The 24,905-nt window shown below is 34.9% G+C and carries 19 protein-coding genes; 5 read left to right on the top strand and 14 right to left on the bottom strand.

What is annotated here, in order from left to right:
* Nucleotides 1–22: 22 nt before the first annotated feature.
* Together M0D21_RS06280 and M0D21_RS06275 are read right to left on the bottom strand one after the other, a co-directional pair.
* Nucleotides 23–4,111, bottom strand: coding sequence for a TOMM system kinase/cyclase fusion protein (locus M0D21_RS06280; RefSeq protein WP_248327598.1), 4,089 nt, complete (start codon nt 4,109–4,111; stop codon nt 23–25).
* A 51-nt stretch (nt 4,112–4,162) separates the two neighbouring features.
* The gene (locus M0D21_RS06275) at nt 4,163–5,122 is read right to left on the bottom strand and encodes an FHA domain-containing protein (RefSeq protein WP_248327597.1); all 960 of its coding nucleotides are present in this window, start codon (nt 5,120–5,122) and stop codon (nt 4,163–4,165) included.
* A gap of 578 nt (nt 5,123–5,700) precedes the next feature.
* Between M0D21_RS06275 and M0D21_RS06270 the strand changes: the two genes are divergently transcribed.
* On the top strand, nt 5,701–5,910 hold the full coding sequence (locus M0D21_RS06270) for a hypothetical protein (protein ID WP_248327596.1): 210 nt from the start codon (nt 5,701–5,703) through the stop codon (nt 5,908–5,910).
* Between the two features lie 93 nt (nt 5,911–6,003).
* On the opposite strand, the gene M0D21_RS06265 is transcribed toward M0D21_RS06270, so the two are convergent.
* Genes M0D21_RS06265 through M0D21_RS06240 form a run of 6 tightly spaced genes read right to left on the bottom strand, consistent with a single transcriptional unit; the run spans nt 6,004 to nt 10,672 of the window.
* Nucleotides 6,004–6,285: a hypothetical protein gene (locus M0D21_RS06265; protein WP_248327595.1), complete on the bottom strand. Its 282-nt coding sequence runs from the start codon at nt 6,283–6,285 to the stop codon at nt 6,004–6,006.
* 60 nt (nt 6,286–6,345) lie between these two features.
* Nucleotides 6,346–6,756: a group III truncated hemoglobin gene (locus M0D21_RS06260; protein ID WP_248327594.1), complete on the bottom strand. Its 411-nt coding sequence runs from the start codon at nt 6,754–6,756 to the stop codon at nt 6,346–6,348.
* Nucleotides 6,757–6,768: 12 nt separating this feature from the next.
* Nucleotides 6,769–9,036: a nitric-oxide reductase large subunit gene (locus tag M0D21_RS06255; protein WP_248327593.1), complete on the bottom strand. Its 2,268-nt coding sequence runs from the start codon at nt 9,034–9,036 to the stop codon at nt 6,769–6,771.
* Between the two features lie 5 nt (nt 9,037–9,041).
* Nucleotides 9,042–9,761 carry an iron-sulfur cluster repair di-iron protein gene (ric, locus tag M0D21_RS06250; protein ID WP_248327592.1) on the bottom strand — a complete coding sequence of 240 codons (720 nt, stop codon included), beginning with the start codon at nt 9,759–9,761 and terminating at the stop codon, nt 9,042–9,044.
* Nucleotides 9,748–10,197 carry a hypothetical protein gene (locus tag M0D21_RS06245; RefSeq protein WP_248327591.1) on the bottom strand — a complete coding sequence of 150 codons (450 nt, stop codon included), beginning with the start codon at nt 10,195–10,197 and terminating at the stop codon, nt 9,748–9,750. The genes ric and M0D21_RS06245 overlap by 14 nt, the downstream gene beginning before the upstream one ends.
* Before the next feature lie 43 nt (nt 10,198–10,240).
* Entirely contained in the window at nt 10,241–10,672 is a 432-nt protein-coding gene (locus M0D21_RS06240) for an RrF2 family transcriptional regulator (RefSeq protein WP_248327590.1), read from the bottom strand.
* Between the two features lie 223 nt (nt 10,673–10,895).
* Here M0D21_RS06240 and M0D21_RS06235 point away from each other — a divergent pair, with 223 nt between their 5' ends.
* From M0D21_RS06235 to M0D21_RS06225, 3 genes are all read left to right on the top strand, one after another.
* Complete coding sequence (locus M0D21_RS06235) at nt 10,896–11,636, top strand: hypothetical protein (RefSeq protein ID WP_248327589.1); 741 nt, start codon at nt 10,896–10,898, stop codon at nt 11,634–11,636.
* Nucleotides 11,637–12,263: 627 nt separating this feature from the next.
* On the top strand, nt 12,264–13,007 hold the full coding sequence (locus M0D21_RS06230) for a sensor histidine kinase (protein ID WP_248327588.1): 744 nt from the start codon (nt 12,264–12,266) through the stop codon (nt 13,005–13,007).
* Entirely contained in the window at nt 13,000–13,671 is a 672-nt protein-coding gene (locus M0D21_RS06225; protein ID WP_248327587.1) for a response regulator transcription factor, read from the top strand. The genes M0D21_RS06230 and M0D21_RS06225 overlap by 8 nt, the downstream gene beginning before the upstream one ends.
* A 21-nt stretch (nt 13,672–13,692) precedes the next feature.
* Here M0D21_RS06225 and M0D21_RS06220 read toward each other — a convergent pair whose 3' ends face one another.
* From M0D21_RS06220 to M0D21_RS06200, 5 genes are all read right to left on the bottom strand, one after another.
* Nucleotides 13,693–14,478, bottom strand: coding sequence for a hypothetical protein (locus tag M0D21_RS06220; protein WP_248327586.1), 786 nt, complete (start codon nt 14,476–14,478; stop codon nt 13,693–13,695).
* 128 nt (nt 14,479–14,606) lie between these two features.
* Nucleotides 14,607–17,171 (bottom strand): hypothetical protein, encoded by a 2,565-nt coding sequence (locus M0D21_RS06215; RefSeq protein ID WP_248327585.1) that lies wholly within the window; start codon nt 17,169–17,171, stop codon nt 14,607–14,609.
* Nucleotides 17,172–17,204: 33 nt separating this feature from the next.
* Nucleotides 17,205–18,260, bottom strand: coding sequence for an AAA family ATPase (locus M0D21_RS06210; protein ID WP_248327584.1), 1,056 nt, complete (start codon nt 18,258–18,260; stop codon nt 17,205–17,207).
* Between the two features lie 24 nt (nt 18,261–18,284).
* Nucleotides 18,285–19,988: a hypothetical protein gene (locus M0D21_RS06205; protein WP_248327583.1), complete on the bottom strand. Its 1,704-nt coding sequence runs from the start codon at nt 19,986–19,988 to the stop codon at nt 18,285–18,287.
* 56 nt (nt 19,989–20,044) lie between these two features.
* Nucleotides 20,045–20,455: a DUF1842 domain-containing protein gene (locus M0D21_RS06200; RefSeq protein ID WP_248327582.1), complete on the bottom strand. Its 411-nt coding sequence runs from the start codon at nt 20,453–20,455 to the stop codon at nt 20,045–20,047.
* Between the two features lie 283 nt (nt 20,456–20,738).
* Here M0D21_RS06200 and M0D21_RS06195 point away from each other — a divergent pair, with 283 nt between their 5' ends.
* Nucleotides 20,739–21,620, top strand: a complete 882-nt coding sequence (locus M0D21_RS06195) for a phosphatase PAP2 family protein (RefSeq protein WP_248327581.1) — start codon at nt 20,739–20,741, stop codon at nt 21,618–21,620.
* A 17-nt stretch (nt 21,621–21,637) separates the two neighbouring features.
* On the opposite strand, the gene glpK is transcribed toward M0D21_RS06195, so the two are convergent.
* Complete coding sequence (glpK, locus tag M0D21_RS06190; RefSeq protein ID WP_248327580.1) at nt 21,638–24,811, bottom strand: glycerol kinase GlpK; 3,174 nt, start codon at nt 24,809–24,811, stop codon at nt 21,638–21,640.
* Nucleotides 24,812–24,905 lie beyond the last annotated feature (94 nt).

Genomic DNA, 24,905 nt, shown 5'->3' with positions numbered 1-24,905 from the left:
ATTTTAATTATTTAGATTGTGATTACTTTAAGTTCTTGAGTTGTACATAACGTTTAAAGACATCCAGATTTTTAATTTCGGACATCTCTTCGCAAAAATCTGCTACCGTAGCTAATAATGTATTTGCTTTTTCAGTTTGTTTTTCTTGCAATAGCAATTCACTATAATCTACAATAGCATTTAGTTTTAACAGACCAAATTGCATCTCTTCGGCATATTGTATTGAAGTATTAAAAAGAGAGTCTACTTCATCTGTTATTTTTTTGTTACTATAATATTTGGATAACCCTAGCAAGTTATAAGCAGTTGGAAGAAGAGCTATTTGCTTGCTACCTATTTGTCTTTCTATAGAATCTTCTAATAATTGTATAGCCTTATCATATTTTTGATCTTTTATATAAGTTTGAGCCATAGATGGTTCATAAAATGATAATGCCAAACTTTGACCGGCTTTTATTATTCCATCTCTTTGTATTTCAGCAGTGTCTGTTTTTCCATTAACCCAATCCTCAATAATATAAAACAAACAGGCAACCCAAACTTCATCAAGTCTATTCCCCAATACCTCATGCAATTCATTGACATATTTTCCACATAAACTTTTATCATTGACAATAGAAAGAAAACATACCATAAAAACATAAGAGGTAACAACCAAGGAGTCATTTTCGGTAGTCTTTGCATATTTTATGCTATCCTCATAAAGGCTCAGAGCTTTATCAAAATTCCCCCTGAAACTATAAATAAACCCTGCCATACCTGTGGCAAAAATATAGGGATCAAAACCATACTCTTCAAAAAGAGTTTTATCTTGCTTTAGATCAAAATTTTTAATCACTTTGGTAAGTAATTTTTCGGATTTTGATATATCTCCGGAAACAAAGTAAGATTGTCCCAAAAAAGAAGAAATTGCCATTTCCACCTTGTGGTTTTTCTTCTGAATTGATTTTTCAATGAGTTGTTCCCCAATATCTTTGGCTTCCTTACTTTTTGATTGTGCATGGAAATAAGAAAACAATGCCCAATCATTTTTTAATTCGTATTCATCGATGTTTTCATCAACAATAAAGTCTTTTTGAGATCTCAACATCCCTATTAATTCTGCATTCCTAGTAGCCATATCAAACGAAATATGACTCCCCCAACCTTCTTTTAAAGAAACTGCAGCCTGAACAAATATGTTAAGTTCCAACTCGCGTTTCAGTTTGCGATATTCATCCTTGATATTTACAACCCATTCTTTACTAATTTCATGTAATCGAAGTGCCTCTTCGTTGGCTGAGTTTTTTATATTCTTTTTAATCGCCTCCAATCCTAAATGAGATGCCTTGTTGTAGTTGGTAGCTTCTGCATGATGCCATGCCAATTCGAAAGGGTTATCTCTAACCATCTCATCAAAATCATTCTCCATGGTTTCTGCAATTCTACCATGAACTTCTTGCTTTAGCAAAGACACCATACTATCGTAGGCTGCATCTCGTATTAATGCATGACGAAATACATACTTTTCATTTTGTACCCGACGATGATGATAAATTAAATTCGCATCCATAAGGGCATTAAGGTTCGTTTGCACCATACCTTCATCATGTAATGATGATTTTACCAACAAATCATAGGTAAACTCTCTACCTATTGCAGAGGCAAGTTGTGCTGTTTCTTTGGCAAACCCAATATGATCTAGTCTTGCATTTAATAACCCTTTTAAGGTTACAGGAACCGACGCTGCATCAAAATTTTGTGCCAGCGTATAGATATCATCCTCTAATACCAAATACCGCTCTTCTAAAAGCATGCGGGTAAGGTCTTCTATAAATAAAGGGATTCCGTCGGCTTTATCTACAATATAATTTAGCGCTTTTTCAGCAATTGACTTTTGTTGTAATATATCTTTGATAAAAGACTGTGTAGATCCTTCATTAAGAGTTTCAAGTCCTATTTCGCTAATATTTTCTGAATTCCAATCAAATTGAAACTCTGGTCGGGTTGTGAGCAGTAACAAATAATTTTTATCATTCATTTTTGCTACTATAGTTCTTAAAAAATCTAAACTTGTAGGATCGATCCAATGCAAGTCTTCTATGATAAGAGTGAACTTTTTATCGGTATCGATATGAAGTATAAGCTTTTCTAATGCATCGTAAAGAACCTCTTTTTGTTCTATTGGAGAAGCCTTTGACACTTGGTAGGTCTCATCCAAAGGAATTGAAAACCATGAACATAATACAGGGATGACTTTTTCAGGATCGACATCAGATTTCTTTAGCGCTTCTTCGAGATGCGGAATCACAGTTTCATTATCATGAATTCCCATATCTCTTTTTAGCATTTCAAAAATAGGATGTAACGCATTATTCTGATGCTCAGGAAGACAACGACATTCTCGCACTGCAAAATCTTGATCGATCAATTGTTTTTTGGTTTCGTAGATCAACTTCGACTTTCCTATTCCGGCCTGTCCTTTTATAAGTAAAGCCTTTCCATCTTTTTCTTGTATTGAGTCCCAGGTTTCATAAATTTTGGCTAGTTCTTTGTCGCGACCAACCATTTTTTGATCTGCACTTCGCGGACTTAAATTTGAAAGGGCTTCTGTTTGGCGTTCTCCTGTTAAAAGATAAACCCTCGAAGTATTAATTGTACCTGAAAATTCTTGCGTTGTATTAAATTCTTCAAATTCCAGATGTGCTTCTAGTAATCTTCTGGTATTTTCTGAGGCTAAAATGTGCCCCGGTGGTGTTGAATATAAAAGGTTAAAGGCTTTATTGGTTACTAATCCTTCTGGGGAACTATTATGTTTTACCAATACAGTCCCAGAGTTCATCGATATCCTTATTTCCAGGCCAACCCCATGTTTGGCAAAAAGCAAAGTGCTTCTCTTTTGCAATTGTCCAATAAGTTCTAGTGCCGTTCTTCCTGCTCGTCTGGCATCATTATCACTTCCTTGAGGATATCCAAAACACATCATAATGGTATCGGCAATGATCCCAGAGATATGGGCACCAAAACGAACACCTACATCTTTACATAAATGCAATTGATCTTTTTGAATGGTTTCAATGGTTTCTATATCCATCATTGCACTATCAGATACCGATAGTGAAAGTTTTGCGCAAAGTACCGTGATTTGTCTTTTTTCACTATGTGCACTACGCCAAACCAACTGATTCACTTCGGTAGCATCTTCTGATCGCAATGAGGTTTCATTTTGCGGTTGTATCTGCCCTACCAAAGTATTAAAGTTGATTTTAGAAAACTCTTCATAAGCCAATGCTGCACTAGCAATACGTCTTGAATGATTTTTTTCTAAAACACGATTGAGTACTTTGCCCAAAGAATGCCCAAAAATTGAAGGAGGTAAGGGTACATCTGCCGGGTTTAGTTGTTTCTGAAACACCTCTGCTACATTTGCTCCCTGAATCGCAGGTTGACCTGTAAGGCATTCTAATACAATTAACCCCCAGGCATATAAATCTGATTTTACTGTAGGCGGTTCTCCTCTTAACTGCTCTGGAGAACTATAGGCCGGAGTCCCAATCACTTCGTGAGTAAGGGTTATATCTTTATAATCATCTGTTCTAAAATCATGGGTAAATATTCCAATTCCAAAATCTAATATCTTGATATGCGACCTCGTTCCTGTTTGGGTCACCATGATGTTATGTGGTTTGAGATCACGATGAATAATTCCTTTGGCATGCGCAGCAACCAAAGCATCGAGAACTTGCCCCATAAGTACTCCGGTTTCATTGGCAGATAGGCCATTATGCAACGTAATTAAATCTTTTAAGGTCTGTCCTGAGATATATTCAAAAACGGCAAAAGGTTCCTGATTTGCGGTAACTCCTTTATCTAGAAGTTTGACAATATTGGGATGATTAATTTCTGCACATAACTTTGTTTCGCGATCAAAACGGGCAATTTGTTGCTTTATAGATTTTTGATCCGGTATTTCCTTAAACTTCAGTATTTTAATAGCTACGGTTTGCCCTGTGCTAATTTGTTTTGCTTTATAAACAATTCCGTAACCTCCTTCTCCAATCTTCTCAAGTATGCTGTAGTTTTCAAGTTCAATATCGACATTGGGGGTAGGCTTAGTCGAGTGATTCTCCATGATTTAATTTTAAATTATCTCCTTTATAGTTTTATAGATTTATAATTCATTTCAGTTTGCTGTTGCCAAAACTTCTCCAATACACTGATCTTCTTTTAAGATTTGAAAAAATTGATGAGCAAAACGTATTTCGCCATATCGTCTTTCAATAATGTTTGAAAAGAGATAACCATATGGCTTTGTTTCCAGTAAAAATTTTCTAATTCGATAGATTTTCAAGTTCAAATAGTAGGGATCTAGTTCTTTACCAAACTCTTTACTCATATCGTCTAGTAAATCTTCGATTGACATCCAACCCTGATCACCAATAACAGCACCAGTTTGCACATCTTCCAGCCTTTTTCTCGCCAAGGCTAAAAGAATATAATTGTGAACTCGCTCTCCCAAATCTAGTTCAAGGTTTTGGGTGATAATCTTAATATTGATATGTTCTTCGTCTGAACTTAGGATAAATTGAAAGTAGGCATTGTTCACTACGTGCCCGTTATCCATAGTATCCTCCAACATCTGGTTTTCTACGAACACATACTCTTCATTATCAACAAGGTAGGCGTTATTATGAATCAAGTCTATAATATTACCCTCTTTTTCTAATTTCCAGGTTGCATCCTCTGGGTAAATTAAAACCTCTGGTTCTTCTTCATTTGGAAATGCATGTCCCGAAGTAAGCTCTATTATCTTGTTCTGGTCTTTAACAGACATTAAATAACTAGAAGGGGGATCTATATTTATAATATCCCACTGCGTAGATTCATGCTCTCCAAACTGGATTTTATGTCCTTTAGAAAGTTTTACTGCCGTATTGTTAATATACTCTCCATTTACTATGGTACCATTTCTACTATGGTCCTGAAGATACCAATGACTGCCTCGCCAAGATACTAAAGCATGTGATTGCGATATATCTTTTTCTGTAAGATAAGTGTTTACTATGTTACGATTTCTCCCAAAAGTATGTTGGGTATTGAGGTAAACAATTTCTCCGGTACTTTTATTTTTAATGATTGCCATTACTTAACTAGCCCAATTAAGTTCATGAAAATTCTTATCAGAATAAAATCGACCTTTTAAATTTCGGTTTTCATCATCTACTACAACTAAGCTTTCTACCTTCAAGAAATTTAGTTCATGATCAATGTATTTTCTAAGCAAATTTTTTAAAATATTTTTCTAGGGTTAGTACAATCACATTGCTCTAATCTAATTAGGTTCTGTGAGTTACATTTCCTGTTAAATACTACCTCTAAACCCTATCAAAAAACATCTTTTGAAGATTGTAAAGTATCCTTCTTTAACATGTGCCCTTTTTCCAAATATAAAAAAGAATATCACTCTTTTTATTATTAAAACTAAATTATGTGATTGGCAGATCATATTTTGCGGTTTACCCGTATTTACTATATGTAAAGAGCATAATTAGAAATCCTATCATACATTATTTTTAGCTTTTTAGCATAATCAGGTTTATTATTTCTTGGAGTATGTTTTGAAATATCTCAACATATATTCAGAGCTAAATCTCAGTGAAATACCATGAAATATTTTTAATAAGGACCTTTGGTAACTTTAATCATGTAAAACATCTTATTATGCCAAACAAATCAAAACAAATGAGAGTATTATTTACAGTACCAGGCTCTGTACCCATTCATAATACTTTTGATTCAGATCATCAAATTTCAAGTCCTGCTAATACCTCAATGAATTTTGCTAGAAAAGAGAGCCGTAAAAGAAGGCAAGGTAATACCAAACGAAAGAATGCTACTATCGTTTTGTATTCGGTTTCAAAGAACAAATAACTAATAAACCGAACAAAAAAACCCCTTCAAAAGTATCATATAATGATATCTTTTGATAGGGGTAATAAAATAAAACACAACAATTCTATGCTGTCATAGTAGATTCACAATCACAAAAAGAATGCTAAACACAGTACTTAGAATTAGCAAATTAAAACTTATTCTAGGCTTTTGTTGAGACAAAATAGCACCATTAAAAAACATGCACAGTATGGTTATGATAAATAGTTGTACCATTTGAAGTACCGTATTTCCATTCATTAAAATAAACATTGCTGCAACCGATCCTAAACAACTTTGTCCTATAATAGCTATTGGTGAATAGCCTATAATCCCCTTTTCATATTCTTCTAAATAACTTTGATAAATTTTCATGACTCTATTTTTTAAGAAACCTAGATGAATAGTTATTTCAGCTAAGTTTCAGATTATGTATTAATTATTATTTTCAATTTGATCTGTTGGTCTGTTCTTCCAGATCGATATATATTGGCTAGTCGCCATTTTACGTGCAGCATCTTTTGCCCTTTGGGCTATATCTCCTTCATACAGCTTATCAATGGTTTCGAACCAGAGCTCTAACCATTTTCCAAAATGTATCTGACTGATAGAGTGATTTAGATTTTGATCTACTTTTTTATGAACCTGCGCTGGGTTTCCTTTAAAACAAGCTTTCCCAAATAATGCTGTTACCCAAAAATCTGTTAACTTTTCTATGTGTACTGGCCATTGTTTTGGGGTTATATGGTTATTAAATATTGGTCCCAATACTTCATCTTGTCGTATTTTTTTATAAAAGCCAGACACCAATACAAAAACATCTTCTCTCTCATGTATATCTTTCATTTTTACCTGTTTTTATGAAGTTTTAAAGTCTCCTGTGTTATAGATGGATTTTTGAATGGTTTTCTTTTTCCCTTTAATACAGTACAGTGTCTCTTGTATTGCAAACCAGCAGAAATAGAATATTCCTATTGAAAATAGAATATCACCAATCATACGAAGCCATTTAAGAGTTTGTACAGTAGGCGAATACAATAGTTCTGCATCTCTGGCGAAGGAGTACCCTTTTGTTATTGAAGTATAGGCCTGGATTATACCTACAGGCAATAGACTAAGCACTACCATTGCGATTAAACCTATATTCAAAAACCAAAATGCTCTTTTAAGTTTTGGAGAATCCCAGGACCTATCTGAATAAAATCGTAAGCAAATAATAATAAAGCCCATTCCTAACATTCCATACACACCAAATAAGGCAGTATGTGCATGAACAGCAGTGGTATTTAATCCCTGAATATAGTATAATGCAATTGGTGGGTTGATTAAAAAGCCAAATACTCCTGCACCTAGCATATTCCAAAATGCCACAGCAATAAAGAAAAATATGGGCCACTTATACTTTTGCATCCAAGTGGTTGATTTCAAAAGGTTCCAATGCTCTCGAATTTCAAATCCCATTAAAGTAAGTGGCACAACCTCTAAAGCACTAAAGGTAGCTCCAAGTGCAATCGCTTGCACTGGTGTTCCCGAATAATAAAGGTGATGAAGTGTCCCTATAATTCCTCCTGCCAAAAATATGGTCGCTGACGCTATCGACGCCTTACCAGCAGTTTTTGCCGATAAAATTTTCATTCGTAAGAATATAAATGCGATAATTACCGTAGCAAAAACTTCAAAAAAGCCTTCTACCCAGAGATGCACTAACCACCATCGCCAGTAATTGATTACAGGTAAACTACTGTTCTCCCCATACATCAGTCCTGAAAAGAAGAACATACCTATCGCCATAACCGATATTAACAGTATGATCAACAAATGTTTCGAATCATCATTTTTTTGGATCCCATACAAAATATGTCTACCGACCATACCTACCCACAGTACTAGACCAACAGCCAAAAACAACTGCCAAAACCTACCTAAATCCATATACTCATACCCCTGGTGGCCAAAGAAAAAATTGGTTGTTGTATCTAAAAACTGATGTACTCCCAACCATTCTCCTACTAAGGAACCTAGTACTATTACAAGAAGTGCTACAAAAAGAAAATTAATTCCAAAAATCTGATACTTCATCTCTTTGCCACTAATCATGGGTGCCAGAAATAAACCTGTAGCCAACCAGGTCGCCGCTATCCAAAACACTGCCAACTGTGTATGCCACGTTCTGGTTATGGAGTATGGCAAAAAACTGGCCAAATCAAATCCAAAAAAAGCCTGTCCTTCTACCGTATAATGCACTGTGAGGATTCCCAATATAATTTGCAGCCCTATTAGCAATGAAATAACAATAATGTATTTCAGTACCGCTTTTTGGGATTTAAATAAGGTTATGGTTTTCAGGGGATCTTTCTCTGGATGCTTACTGGCTTCTCCTTTTTCATGATTTCTTACGTAGTAATACACTAATATTCCAATGAATAACAACAATAATATAATTGAAAAACCAGACCAAATTTGTGAATCTGGTGTAATGATATTGTCTATTAAGGGTTCATGAGGCCAATTAGAGGTATATGTATACTCTTTACCTGGTCTATTGGTACTTGCAGCCCAAGAAGTCCAAAACAAAAATGCATTAAGCTGATCTAATTTTTTAGCATCAACCAGTGCTCCTTCTTGAATAGCAAATTGTTCATGTCCTTCTGAAAAAATTGAGGCATAATACAATGCATTATTTTTAAAAGCATCATATTTTGCAGATGATATAGTTATACTGTTATCTGACGTATTAAATGTATTGGTTCTTATATGGTTAATTAATCGAGCCTTTAAAGCTGCTTTTTTCTCATCACCCAAATTTTCATAGCTATCTTGAAATTCATCTTTTGCCCAGGCATCTAACATATAAACCGCTTCCTTGTGAATCCAATCGGCTGTCCAGTCGGGAGCTACATAACTCCCATGCCCCCAAATTGATCCAACTTCCATACCTCCAATTGACTCCCAAACATTTTGCCCTTCTTGTATGTCTTTCTTGGTTAATATTACCTCTTGAGTTTCTTTTACGATTACTTTATCTGGAATTGGAGGCTGAGTTTGATAAATCTCTGTTCCTACCCATAGTAATGCTACAAACGACAGTGTAACTACACTTATAAATCCGATCCAAATCTTCTTCATTGTACTTATTTTAGGCTGTTTTCTATTTCTATTGCTTTTCGGAAAAGGATATTATTTTCCAGATGAATATGTTTATGCAGATCTTCCTCAAAATCTTGTAACATTGAGAATGCTATGTTATAGGTGGTACATGCATCTTTTGGAGGAGTATAACTATTGGTTATTTTTGAAATTAGCCTAAAACGATGCCCTGCATTGTCGTGCTCCTCATGCATCATAGCAATTGGATTTTCTACTGAATTAAATGAAATTGAGGTTTCTACTTTATTGCCTTTACTTGCTCTTGCCAGTTTTTTGAAATATGGGAAAAGAATCAATTCTTCCTTCTTCATATGTGTAGTAAGTTCATTTGCACTTTCCTGAAAAAGGGCTTTAACTTTAAATAACTCTGGGTGGTTTTGCCCGTGTACCTTACATAGCTTTTCTAGATACAGCTTAATCTCTGGTATCTTGTTTTCTACATATTTATGATGATTGTTATATATATAATCTGACAAAAAATCAATATCCCAAGATTGATAATCATTGTTATCTGGTTTCTCTTTGTAATCAATATCTAATTCTTCAATTAGCTCCTGCACTACAATATTATTATCCCTACAGACCTCATCAATACTGCGATTTCCGTTGCAACAAAAATCTATTTGATGGTTTTTAAATATCGTAGCATACTTATAATCTTTTGCTACGATATCACTTACCAAAGTGTTTTTATCTATTTTCATTTGTACTTATTTTTAAATGTTTTATTCCAAAAATGATCAGAGAAGTCACTTTTATCATTTCTAATACTACATACCACAAATGCAATCTGCTTTTAGGAACATCTGCTCCTTGAATGATGAATTGAGCCCGTTGGTCCAGTGCAGGTAGTAGCCATAGTGTTTGGGCTATTAGAATGAAAAGTGGTATTGAAAGAAAAATGAGACGGGTTTGCCTGTTTTTGGTTTCTTTTACACTTGTAAACAACAGTAGCAAACCGAAAGTGATTTCAACTTTGTTTAAGGCATTAAATACTAACTTACCAACACTTAAACCTATTTCTGTGGTAACTCCTGGAGCTTGAAATTTTAACCATGCCTCCATAAAACTTATAGCACCAATAAAACCTATCCAAATAAAGGTGATTGCTATTGTAGTATTTTTGTAATTTTTTCTCATAAAGGATTAAAAGATCTTTTTATCTTTTATTAAATTAAATTTTTTATCTTTTAAGAGTTGCCAGATCTGCATTTAGATCATTTGCCAATGTCTTTAACGATGTATTTTCAAGCATATGTCTAAGATCATTTCGTATGGCTACAAATTTGTGATGTAACGGGCAAGGGGAATTAGCATCACATTGCTTTAATCCTAAACCGCAACCAGTATATATAGCATCCCCATCAAGTACTCTTACTACCTCGCTTAATTTAGTATTCATTTTTTCCTCTTCTATAACAAATCCTCCATACGGCCCTTTAATAGATTTTACTAAATTATTCTTCGTAAGTTGTTGTAGAACTTTTGCAGTAAATGCTTGTGGCGAATTTATTTCGTCAGAAATTGTAGACAAACTCACCTTATTATTTTGAGATGTTTGCTGGGCTATAAAAATTATAGCTCTAAGACCATATTCGCAAGATTTTGAAAACATACTACTAAGTTTGGTACAAAACTATATAATATTTTTATAACGGACAAAAATATCCTTTATAAAACTATATTTTTTTCTTAAACCTCTTATTAATTCTACTTTTTTTACCGAATTTAGAGGGGAAAATAAAAGTCTACCAGGTTGCAACAGACTTTTTTAAAAACTCAGTTTTTGAGTTCCACTATTTTCATTAAATTTTCACTAATCTCTTAAACCCTCTAGAATGTCTGCACTAACAATCCACCAAATTAAAACCAACATTGCTGTTTGGAATCGAATAAGATGCACAGATCTCGGAAAATCGTTTTTAACATCTGTCAACTATTTCAGCATTACCTATCATGACTACACTATACTTAAAGAAACAAGAAATGGTATACCTCCTAAAAACATTCACTGCTATTTTGCTATACACAACGGAGGCTTGCAATTTTATCTAATCAACGACATTAACGATGCATTATTAGCCTCTTTTGATGGTGCAACCGAAGAAATCATTCAAATAGAACCAAAATTTGACGAAAACAGCACTGAAATATGTATTCCTAGGATTCCAGTAAGTAAAACAAAACCTATAAATGAACCTCCGTTTACAGACCAAATTGATCCAGCAGATGCACATCTTCGCATTTTAGCCTGGAACTACTGGGCCTCAAACTGGTATACTTCTTTAAAAAAGCAAGAAAAGCTGGATCATAATGTATTGCGAGTAATGACCATCCCTATGGAAGACCTTACCAGACTATTTAAAAATGACAATGACTCTGATTGTTACCCCGAACGAAGTATTAATGTCATGTTTGGGTTAAAGATTTTTCAAGACTTCGGTCTCAATATGGAGTTCATTTTAGACAATCGCCTAAATACTGATAAAGTGCCATTAGAATCTGGAGATCAGGTTTTTATGGATGTCTCAAGACCGAGACCTCCTTTTACTATTTCTGAGGATTTCAACTTATTATAGTACTTCACTAGCTTATATATTTACTAAGTACCCAAGAGATATGGTGGATTTTTTGTCAATCGGATTTTCTGTATTGTGCCAACTTACGATTCTTATTGGTCTTCTATATTGTTTTATAAGAAAGTACTTTTCTTCTATGACACTCTATTTGAGTCTAATTCTAATTATTGAGATAATGGGTTGGTTTGGTGAGGCTAATTTGTTTCTGTTTTCTATATCCTACTATATACATTTATTCTTTTTGGGGCACTATATTCTAATACATCTTTTAAGATGGGAAAAGAAAAAATTTATAGTGCTTTCCTTAATTTTTCTAACTCCTATGATCTACAGTTTGATTTCTAATACAGAAGTGACTTCCTATCAGTCTTATGATAGAATATTCTATATTTTCTCTATTATCATTTTACTCATAGCTGTGCTATTTAAGTATTTTGATGGTAAATTGTTTTTGTCAAACACTACGATCACCATATTTCTAACAATTCTCTTTTATTTTGGGATCGATTTTATTTTGGCGCTTACTACTAATTACCTTGTAAATGAACATCTTAATTTAGTTGGGTGGATCTGGCTCTTCAGGGCTTTTTGTTTGTTTTTATTTTATGTCGCAATAGTAAATTTAACATGGAAGACTGGAAAAACCCTTTAACTCCTATATGGTGGATTGCAGGAACATTATTCCTGTTTTCTCTATTGCTGTTCTTTATTATTGTATTGACCAAGAAATATGTGAAAAGAATAAAAAGAGAAGAACAGCAAAAAGTGAATCTAAAAATAAAGCACAATGAAGAATTGCTGCAAAATAGTATTGACATTCAGGAGAAAGAACGTACTCGAATTGCCGCCGATGTACACGATGAATTAATAGGGCAATTGCGTAGAATACAACTTATGAATACCGATGAGACATTAAAAATCCCCCTCAAAAACAGTATTGAGACCGCAAGAAGAATTTCTCATGACCTTACCCCACCCTTACTCAATGAGAGCTCTCTAAGTCAATTGTTTTATGGTGTTTTAACACCCATGAAAAATACATTCAAAATTGATTTTTATGCTTCAGAAAAACATGATGTTAATATTCCTGAAAAAGTTAAGATTAACATTTACAGAATTTTACAAGAAGTTATTACAAATATTGAAAAACATGCGGAAGCCTCGCAAATTTTTATTAGATTAAAGGTAGCAAAACAATTTATTTTCTTATCCGTAAAAGATGATGGTCTTGGGTTTGTCGAGAACAAAAATAAAGGACTCGGAATGAAAAATATTTCTCTAAGAACCAAACAGTTAAACGCAGAGTCTAGATTTACAAAAAATTACCCCAAAGGAACAAAATTTATATTTTTTTACAAGAAAAATGGATAATATTCAAATCGCATTAATTGAAGACGATAAGTTAATCGCTAACTTATTAAAAGATTACCTCGATAGCATTGAAGATTTTTCGATACTTTCACTGTCCTATAGTGGTAACTCTTTTCTGGATTCGATAGATCCAGATCACTTACCGGATCTTGTTCTTACTGATCTTCGCATGAAAGATGGGACGGGTAAAGATGTAATAGATGCATTAAACAAAGAATATCCAACTATAAAATCTATTGTTATTTCTTCGCATTATCAGGCCAATTATTTAGGATATATGTTTAAGTCTGGAGCCAATGCTTTTATTCCTAAAGGAATTGACAAAAATGACCTAGTTACGGTGATTCGAAATGTATATCGTAACGGGCACCATTTAGATGTAGATCAAATGGAAGTTTTAAGAGGCCAAATAGCGTCGAATACTCCCGTAATTCCGACCAATAATATTGATGAATTAACCCCAAGAGAATTAGATGTTCTTAAGCTATTATGTTATCAACTTACAGCCAAAGAAATTGGAGAAAAGCTTTTTGTAAGCAGAAAAACAGTAGAAACCCATAAATCTAATTTATTATCCAAAACAGGAGCTAAAAATATCGCTGGACTTATCATTTTTGCAGCACAAAACAAATTAATAGAGTTAGATAAAATTATACTCACCTAATACACAAAGCCTATAGAATAATTACTTCTGAAAAAAATCATGCGTCATTTGTAACAGTTCTTCATAAGAATTTGGAAATTTATCCTTTAGTGGAATTGTAAAATAAATAGTAATGGCAGGGAATTTCGAATATAGACTGTCAAAACCTATGTTTTTACACCTTAGCTTAGTTAACGACTTTAAAACATTATAGCTATCCGAAGAAATTGCATTTTTGATTCCTGCCAAAACAAATTTTAGTTGGGGTCTTTCGGGAAAGGCCAGATATACTTCATGAATTTGGTTTTCTATTTGCTGTAGCCATATGCATTTACACCTTTTGAATAGTGTGCTTTTTGTAAAACTGGTATAATATTTATGCAGTTCGGAATGTATTAACATCTGAATCTGTTCTGGTTGCCAATTACTTTGATAAGTATACTTTAATAATTCATACTTTTCTTTATTTTTCCACCTATAGGATTTTATAGTACTACATTCTTTTTCATGTATATACAAACATTTACTTTCTTGCTCCAGAAGAGGTATTCGTAACCCATTATACAATGAAAAAGCACTAGTTTTTTCTTGTATACGAAGAACCTCTTGCGGACAATCTTGCCCTACCAAAAGGTCATTAATCTTGCTATAAACAGAACGATCATCTTTATGATGATATGCATAGAATGTAGGTTTATATCTTATTTCTACACCTCCGGATGTAAGTTTAACCGACCATTCCAAAATCTGCAAACTATCCTTATCAAATAGAGGTTTAAATAGTTGTAGTGGATCAGACGCTAACTCTTTGTCTATGGATACAATCATTAGATTTACTATTATCTTATACTTCGTGTATTATTCATCTTCAAGAAAAGTAAACTCACCCTCCCCCCGAATTTTCCATCATACCCCCCAATAGAAAATATTAAGCTTGGATGAGTTTATGAGTATATCTACCAGCTATCCCAATGGGTTATTTTATGCCATGCATGGCTAGCAAAATCACCAAAATCACCTCCAAGGGATTCAAAGGCATTTTTAATCGCATCTACACTGTAGCCTGCTCCTTTCATGATTTCATTAATTACATCGGGCGCAAGGTTAAATGCAGATTTTAACGCTTCTGCTGTTTCTTTGGCTCCAAAACCTGCATATTTCAATGCCGATGCAGCCTCGTTCTGGGTAGCACCGAATCCTTCTTTTAAGGCATTTGCTACTGCTGTACTAGAAGCATTAAAGGCGCTCTTAACTCCCGAAGCTATTTCATTGACTCCATAACCAGCACCATGCATTATAGAAGCAACTTCGGCTTCAGATTTCTTAAAAGCAGTTTTAAGCCCATTTGCAACATCTGTAACTCCAGCGATGAAAGCTTGTTTTACCAACTTAGCCCACTTGGCAGCATCTTCAATGATAGCTTTGAAAATATCTTCTACATGACTTAAAATGTAGTTCTCTGCAGATTCTAGCACTCCTTTTATACTGCTTATATTAATGTCTGCATCATAAGGTCCAAAACTAAGACTCAATCCTTCAAAAGTGAAACCTCCCTGAACTTTAAAATCAATATTAGATGTTGAAGTAGAGATAGCTAATTTTAAATCACAGCTATCATTAATCCTTAAAGTTCCTAAACTAAACCCTGCTATGGTAGGGAAAGGAACATTTATATCTAATCCGTAACTAAAGTCACCAGAGAAATTATGATAGTCCTGAAGCACACACTTCATTTTTGTTTCTATGATAGCTCCATAATCCAGTTCAAACTGGATTCCACTTTTTGATATCGAAGCTTCGATCTTTTCATTGATCAAATCGAACAAACTCACTTGTGCTCCCAACGTAAAATAAGGTGAGGATGATGTGCTTATCGTCATCTCTGGTCCACCTGGCACGACCAATTGCTTGGTAGTTGCACTACTGATAACCTTCCTCTCAGCTGCCGTTTTAGGTATGGTATTGTTTGGAATTGGGTTTCCGTTTTCATCAACCTTAATGGTTACTCCCTTTCCATCTCCAGATAACTTGAATAAGGAACCCAGAGAAAGTGGAGACATGGTAATTTCGCCAGATACACCGTGTGCAAGATCAATTCCTAAAGCTCCATAAAATGTTAATCCCAGAATATCCATATACGCACTAAATCCATACCCCATAGGTGCCAACGAACCATCGGGTAATACAACTGGTTCCATTGGATTTTCGGCCCATCTAAATGATAAATCACTAAAAGATACCGGGAAATCTAAATGTATAGAGGTATTGGTAAATAATGTAACTACCTCATCGAGATCTAGTTTCGGTACGTAAAACGAGAGGTACAAGGGATTTGGTATTTCTTCTTCCATTTGGCAAACAATCGCAAACTGGTCATCATCTAGGGCAATTCTATTTTTATCATCACCAATATGGAAAGAACCATCTACACCTATAGCCAAACCTGCCGGTTCAAAAAACAATCCTATACCCACTCCAAAAGAGTCAAAATGTAATCCCTTTATAATCGGTGGCGTTAACAGGGTTGTTTTATTCCCGGTTAATTCTACTCCAACCTCTGCCTCAATATTATCAATAGTCATTGCAATTTGAGCATCGATAGTTGGGCTTTTGAATATATTGAAAGGAATAGTTGCTTTGATTTCGAACACCACAAATTTGAATAATGGATTAATCGTTAACATCATTGTTGGCTTATCGATATCAAATGTTTTACCATTTCCGATAGGAATTTTCACATCGTCTAACGTGAATGTTAAACAGTTAACTCCCATACTTAGTCCTGGTTTAAGAATTACTTCTATTCCAAAGGTAATCTCGGGACTGGGTAAAAAAGAAAGAATATGATCTAGTACTCCCTCCTGAAATGTAACATTATTGATATTTAGTTTCCCTCCTAAACGTAAAACTTCGTTTTCTTCGGAAGAAAAGAAATCTGAAATTACCACATCTGGAAAACCCGAAGGCCAATCAATACCCATGTACTTGCACAACTCACTCAGCCTATATTCCTGTTCTTGAGGTGGTTTGTTTTGGGTCTCGGGTGTTCTAGCCAAAGTAACCACCTCAAGCATATAGGAAATAAAAGTGCAAGAGGTATAATCTGTAGTTCCTTTAAAAAAGCTATTTACTTTATCTGGGTTTGCTTTACCTCCTTTTATTAACTTCTGAAAAGCTATTACTTCTGGATTATTTGGTGAATCCTGAAGTAGCTTTACAAAAGCCTGAGTAGCCTTCATGATATCCACATCGCTTTGTTCTACAGTAAACGTTTGTGGATCATTCCCCAGTGTAAATACTCTTTTTATAGGGTTGTTATTCGAGTCATAAATGATATATGTAGAAATAGGTCCATGAATGGGTTCAAAAACTTGATTCCCTTCTGCATTTACAGAACTGATATTTGTTAATGAACCAAAAAAATTGGACAGGCTCTTATTGTCTTCGTTATCTTGAAAAGCATCATATACAATGACCTCTTCAGACAACTTGTTGTCTAGTGTTATTTTTGGAAATGCCATGTCATTTCTTTTTAGTGTTAAAAAAATAGTTCTTTAGAGTTCTACGGGTTCTACCTCTTCGTTGCCTATGCTTTCTTCGTATTTTTCTATAGAGGTAGCCTCCTCTGCACTTTGATATTCTGAAGCAATTCTTTCCCATTCTTCACTCGCAGATTGTGCCGTCTCGACAGCCGCATTACTGTCGGTAATTAAACTATCTATTCCTGCTTGATGATCTGCACTTAGTGTACTTACAGATTCTTTCAGAGAAGCTCTAGATGTTTCTAATTCTTTAATAGCGTCTTTTACACCTTTTCCGCTTTCAGTAGCCGTTTTAGCTGCTTTTACCTTTTCCTGGAGATCTGCATAAGCTTTTTCAAAATCTTCAGTGGGAGCAATACCATCTGTTTCTATCTTTTCTTTAATATCGCTCATCAACTTATCTATATCTTCTAAAGAACTATCGATAGATTCTTTTGAAGGTTCAATAGATTTTTCTTTAATTTCTTTAATCTGAGATTTAAGTTTTTCAAGAATATCATCATCTGTAATTGAATCAAAATCATCTACATCCAATATCTCACAAACCTTATTTTTAAGAGCGTCAGACAGATCTGTACTAGAAACATCTCTAGAAGTCAATTTGATACTTTCACCTTCTAAAGTAGTATCATTAGCAATAAGACTTAAATGTTTTGTCTCTATCCCTTCAGGAAGGTTTGGTGAGTCTGTAATAGCATTTCCTTTGTGAATAAAGGTATCTTCATTAAACACCGTTGACGAAGTGTCATAAGTTCTTAAATCCTTTGCAGGCTTAGTTTGTAAAGGATCTCCATCAAAACAAAGTTCTCCCTTATCATTAACACTCCATTTTGTGGGTTGAGAAGACCTAACTTTTGGATCATTACTGAAACCAACATATCGTTCTTCTTTAAAAAAGGCTCCTGTACGTCCATCATCTCCTCCAGAAGAACTTGCTTTTCTTCCTAGTTCTAGTCGTATTCTTGTAAACTTTTTTGTCTCTGTATCAAATTGATAGTATGAAGAAAACTTTGTACTTCCTTCTGTAAATGATCCTTTAGAAGGATCAGTAAACCATGTGATTATCATAATTGTTATTTTTGTCGTTAATGTTTAAAGTTCAGTGGGAATCTCATCGGTTTCTGGCCATTCTTCGTCATCGGCATCATAACCCGAATCATCGGCTTCATCCTCAATTTCCTGTTCACGTTCTTCTTGTGCCTTATCCAACGCATCAGATTCTTTGGCAGCATCATCTACGGCTTGAGAAGATTCTTCTAATGAAGATTTTTCCCAATCATGCATTTCGTCTGAACTCTCTTGTAGTGTTTTATCTATACTTTCTGAAGCTTCCGTAAGAGTACTGTTCGCTTCAGAAAAATTTCCATCTTCTATATCTGTTTTCACTTCTTCGAATGAAGATTCCATATCAGATACAGCTTTTTCAAAATCTTCGGTTGGAGTATATCCGTCACTAATCTGTTCACTTATTTCCTGATTAATTCTACTAGAAGTTTCCTCCATCGTATCGGTCATAACACTCTCTTGCATAGCGTTTGAAGTTTCTGTATAACTATCTGCTACTTCTCTTGAATCACTAGTAAATTCTGATTCTTTGCTGTCTGCCTCAGAAGTGACATCCTGATCTGGAGTTTCATCTACGGTCTCTTTTCCATCTTTAAAATCATCCTCAGACTTTGATTTTTCTCTTAGTTTATCAACCTTACTCTTAGCAGATTTTCCAATTTTCATAGCAAACTCTCCCAAGAATAGCAGACCAACAATTAAACCAACTGTTTGGCCTAGTTTGGCGAAAGATGCATCGAATGAAGACGTTTTTTTCTTACTAGCAGGTTTACCGGGTATTTGTCTTGCTGTTTGTGAAGAAACTACATTTTTGTTTGCAATGGTTCCGGTTACCGCTGGGCCAATTAAATAGCTTGATACTGGAACACCATCTTTCATTGTAGTTTGAATTACATTCATCCAAACCGGAGTAAGAGAAACCGACACATCTTGTCCCGGGTTACTATCTCCCATGGTACTATCTCCATTCATTACTACTGTAGTTGTTTGTGGTGGTGAGGCAAAAACAGGATTCCCTTTAGCATCTGCGCTACACATGGTTAATGTGGCCGAATCTTCTTTTTCGTTTGAAACAATATTCAACGTAGCGATTAATACCGGAACATAGTTTGCTGGTGTTGGGTTTGGAGCTTGCTCATATAGAAAATATGGACCTTGCCAACCCGAAGTGAACATTTGTAGCCAAGTCATAACTGCGTTCCATGAACTTAATGTACAATTTTGAAAATTTTTGGTACTTGCAAAAAATGCATTAGTACTGTCAACACTTCCTTTTTTTAATGCTGCATATAGATTTTTGGTCAAAGCAGAGTTAGGATTTGCCATGGCAAAACGATGAAACAAAAAAGATTGAATCATAGCCTGTCTATCTGAAGTCTCTACACTGTATTCTAATGGTGGCGGATTATCAAAAGTAAACTGTATCGCCGACATAATTTTTATGGGAAACTGATAGTAATACGCATTATTAAGCTCCTTGATTACTCCGGTATACATAGCTTGTAACATCGATGCCTCTCGAATGGTTTGAACCTCTACAGTTTGGCCAGAAGCGATAGTGCTAAGTTTTGTATACTGATAAGGAGAGGTAGCTCCATCTTTGGAAGGATTAAAAACGTCATACACATCGATCGAATGTGGCAGATTGTTGGTCACCTTTACGATCGGGTTCTTATTTGTTGCCTGGGTACTAGATGCTTCGGCAACTGGGCTTTCATTTACTGTACTCATTTTTTTAGGTTTTAAGTGAAAAGAGCACCATGCATTGTATGGTGCTCTTTTAAAGTTTAATTTTCAGATTTTACGGGTACATTATTAATTTTTTGTCCTCCATAAGAGAACCCTCCCTGTCCATTCCAGCTATCGTCTATATCCATATGAGCAAAAAACTTTTGCTCCATTATCCCAATTGCCGGAGGTGGGAATGATTGAAAATATTCTCCTTCTAAACTTACAATCTTAGTGATTTTACCGAATCCTGTAGCGCGAATAGTTCCTTTTACATTTTCGATAGTAATATTTCCACCTTCTATAGCTTGGGTAATTTCAACTGTACCAGAAACAGTATTTTTTGAAGGTACTACCACCAAAGAAAAATGTACTATCGGAGCACCTGGTGTACCAACATTTCCTATGGTACCTTTGGTTAAATATGCTCCTGCAATTGCCGGACTTAATTCAAGTTCTTTTGTACTCATTTTGTAGTTTTTAAGAGTTTTGTTCCTACTCTATTAATGGGTTTTCAGATGACCCCAGGGGAAAAGTTTACGTAAAAGTGAATTTCAATACACCGGTAATTGAACTCCAATCAAAGTTCTAAAACACAATAGTTTTTTTACTCAGTACAAATATTGAAATTGGCAAAATGGGTATTTATACTTTATGAAATTTCATTTTTATTTTAGCCGAAGATTGGTTTAAATAAGAGCATTTAGGTTTAGTTATGAATAAGTTGTTATTTTTGTATAGCAAATTTGTACTATGAAATATTCTCACACCCTATTATTTCCCGTCTTCGCTTTTTTAATCTTTCACTCTTCTTATTCTCAGAATTTGACCAAAAAAGCTACCTCAGATTCTATATCTGCTCAAGAAACCCAGAAAGGAATGACTACTTGGCAAATGATAAAATATGACGGAGCATCGGTTTATGGAAGTGTTAAAAATGCCTATACCCAGCCTTTTAGATGGAAAGAAAAAGATTGGGCCACTTTTGGAGGTATTATGGGTGGAACCTTAACATTATTGGCCTTAGATGAACCTGCAAATGATTATTTTCTAGATCAGGGTGAAGATATACCAAGTGGTGTTAGAGAAGTAGCTTTTAGATTTGGAAAACCTTTGGTAAATTATGGATTAACTACTAGTGTGTATGCATTAGGACTAATTACCAAAAATCAAAAAATAAGAAAAACAGGTGTGCTTTTAATAGCTTCAGCAACTGCTGGAGGGTTACTACAAACATTTAGTAAAACTTTGGTAGGTAGGGCTAGACCTCTTACAGACGAAGGTAATTTAAGCTTTAGATTTTGGTCTAGTGAAGCAGGGTATCACTCTTTTCCTTCGGGACATGCAATTTTATCTTTCACCACAGCATATGCTATTGGTAAACAATTTAAAAACCTTTGGATAAAAGGAGGTATTTACACTCTTGGTATGCTTTCTCCGGTTTCTCGTCTATGGTCTGGTGCACATTGGTTGACTGATGTTGTTCTTGGAGTTGCATTAAGCGTAGTTATCGTTGATGGTATCGACAACTATCTCACCAAAAAAGAACGATATGTACACTACGAGAAAAAGAACAAAATAAGATGGAATCTTAACCTAGGTGCTGGACGACTCGGAGTTATTGGTACGTTTTGAGTTTTAAAAAACCACTATTATTCGATCTCTTTGTCATAATATGTTGTTGCATCATCGAGCAAGATATTGAGATAATTGTTTTCTTTTTCTAAACGAGTTTCGTCCCATTTCAGATACTTTATAAGATCTTCCTCTATGATAGATCGGTAGGTATGCACGCTTGCTATATCAAAATACAATCTTCCCGTTCTTCTTACAAAGAAATCGGCAAGACTATTGGTCATTTCATGATGAACACTATACCATAATTCGGCTCTAATTAGTCTTTCTTCTATAGCATCATTTAAAAAATAATTCACCTTGTTGATAATAATATCGGTTTGCTTACCATAGGTAGATACCAGATACCAGCCATAGTAAGGGTCTTCTATTTTTAAGTCTTTAAGCCTTTGGGTCACTTCTTGTAAGTATATATCAACCTCTTCTAGCGTATTTAAAGGCATACTGGTTAGTTGAATTTGCTGTGTATGAGACTTTGAAAACTTTTCTCTTCTTTTACTGCTCATGGTTTTGAGAACAGTATCGATAACACGCTGTGCCATTTTACGATACCCCGTAAGTTTCCCTCCTGCAATAGATATTAATCCTGTTTCTGAAATAAAAATTTCATCTTTTCGTGATAACTCTGAAGGATCTTTTCCATCTTCATGAATTAAAGGTCGTAGCCCTGCCCAATTTGATTCGATATCATCAATAACCAAATTTAAACTCGGGAACATATGATTTACTGCATTTAATAAATAAACGGCATCATCCTGAGTAGCTACTACTCGATTTAGATTTGCATTGTAATTTGTATCGGTCGTACCCACATAGGTGGCTCTTCCTCTGGGAATGGCAAAAATCATTCTTCCATCTGGTACATCAAAATAAATAGATTGGGTTAGCGGAAATTTTTCTCTTGAAAAAACAATATGCACTCCTTTGGTAAGGTGCAAGTGCTTATTATTCATTGAGTGATCTTTTTCTCTTAGCTTATCTACCCAAGGACCCGCTGCAGAAACATAGTTTCTTGCCTTTATTACAAATGTATTTTGGGTATTATGATCCAAACATTGTAGATTTTTGATTTTTCCATCTTCATCATAATTAAAGGATGTCATTTCACAATAATTAATACTATTGGCCCCAAAAGATGCCGCTTTTTTAAGCAATTCGACCGTTAGTCTGGCATCATCTGTTCGATATTCAGCATAATAACCTCCACCTGTTAATCCTTCTTCATTAAGTAATGGCTCTTTCGTTTTAGTTTCATCTGCTGATAGCATTTTACGTTTATCATCTCCCTCGACATTGGCAAGAAAATCATAAACCTTTAAACCTATTGAAGCCATGAATTTCCCGTAGGTACCTCCTTCTATTATTGGAAGCAACATCTTTTCGGGGACTACTAAATGGGGAGCTAGTTTATGTACAGTAGCTCGTTCTGTACCAGATTCTTTTACCAAACCAATTTCCATTTGCTTCAGATACCGTAATCCTCCATGTATTAGTTTTGTAGATTTATTACTGGTACCAGATGCAAAGTCATTTTTTTCTATTAGGCAAACCTTTAATCCTCTTGAGGCTGCATCCAAAGCTATTCCTGCTCCGGTAACTCCTCCGCCTATAACGGCCAGATCATATTTTTCATTCCCAGCTTTTCTTAGTTGCATATCACGATCCAGAACAGAGAACCGTATAGGTCCCTCTTCTTTTACAGCATGCATATTTTTATTTACAGATTTTGTTCTCTCTACCGCCTGCTGCCAACCCGTATACTTACGATTTCGTTCATGTGCTGTAATTTCTGGATTGAATATTCTATCTACTGCTCTAATTTTTGAGATATCTTTCTTGCGCCATACTCCTGCTTTAATACCTGCCAAAAATGCTGCTCCTAATGCGGTAACCTCAAGCATTTGGGGTCGATCTACATCAACATTTAGAATATCTGCTTGAAATTGCATCAAATAATTATTTGCAGAAGCCCCACCATCGACTTTAAGTTCTTTCATTTGCTTTCCGCTATCCTCAACCATCGCTTCCAAAACATCTCTGGTTTGATAAGCTAATGCCTCAATAGTGGCTTTAATAATTTCATTTTTGCCCGAATCAAGGGTTAATCCGTATATCGCACCTTTGGCTTCCATATCCCAGTAAGGTGCTCCCAGACCTGCAAAAGCCGGTACCACATATAAGTCATCAGAAGATTTTGTTGTGTTGCATATCTCTTCGGTCTCCGAAGCCTTATCGATAATTTCTAATTTATCTCTGAGCCACTGCACAGATGCTCCTCCCACAAAAATACTTCCTTCTAAAGCATATTTTATATTGTCCTCAGGCAGACTACAGCATAAGGTAGTAAGTAGTCCATTTTGCGAAGAATAAGGTTTTTTACCAGTATTCAAAAGCATAAAACAACCTGTACCATATGTATTTTTAGCAATTCCAGTCTTATAACCTCCTTGCCCAAACAAAGAAGCTTGTTGATCTCCGGCAACTCCGTAGATTGGAATTTCATATTCCTTATAGCTTACGGTTCCAAAATCTGAAGAAGAAAACTGGACTTCAGGTAATAAAGATTCTGGAATATCAAGTTCTTGTAAAAGTTTCTTATCCCATTCTAAACTAATAATGTTATACAACATTGTTCTAGATGCATTAGAATGATCTGTGACATGACGCTGTCCATTCGTAAATTTCCAAATAAGCCAAGTATCTATGGTTCCAAAAAGAAGTTCTCCTTTTTCTGCTTTTTCTCTAGCGCCTTCTACATTATCCAATATCCATTTTAATTTGGTACCAGAAAAATAGGAGTCAATCACCAGCCCTGTATTTTCTGAAACATATCCTTCTAAATCTTGTGCTTTAAGATGATCACATATTTTTGATGTTCTCTTATCTAACCAAACAATGGCATTATGTATAGGCTCGCCAGTATTTTTATCCCATACTACCGTAGTTTCCCGTTGATTGGTAATCCCTATTCCTCCTATTTCATCGATAGATATTTTAGATTTTTCCAACACCTCAACAAAGACTTCATTTTGATGTTCAAAAATTTCCAAAGGATTATGTTCTACCCAACCAGCCTTAGGGTAATACTGGGTTAATTCCTTTTGTGAGATACCACAAATTTCTCCAGAATTATTAAAAATTATTGCTCTTGTACTCGTAGTTCCTTGATCAAATGCTATGATATACTTCATAATCACATTGTTGAATTCTATTTAATATCCTGTAACGACTAACTTATCTTAGCTCTTCATGTTTTAAATTTTCCATCCTAAAAAAAGGTATTTT

Origin of the sequence: Aquimarina acroporae, assembly GCF_023195925.1 — a bacterium.
GTDB lineage: Bacteria > Bacteroidota > Bacteroidia > Flavobacteriales > Flavobacteriaceae > Aquimarina > Aquimarina acroporae.
Note: the sequence above shows the minus strand (reverse complement) of the source record. Positions and strands in the feature narration are given on the sequence as shown.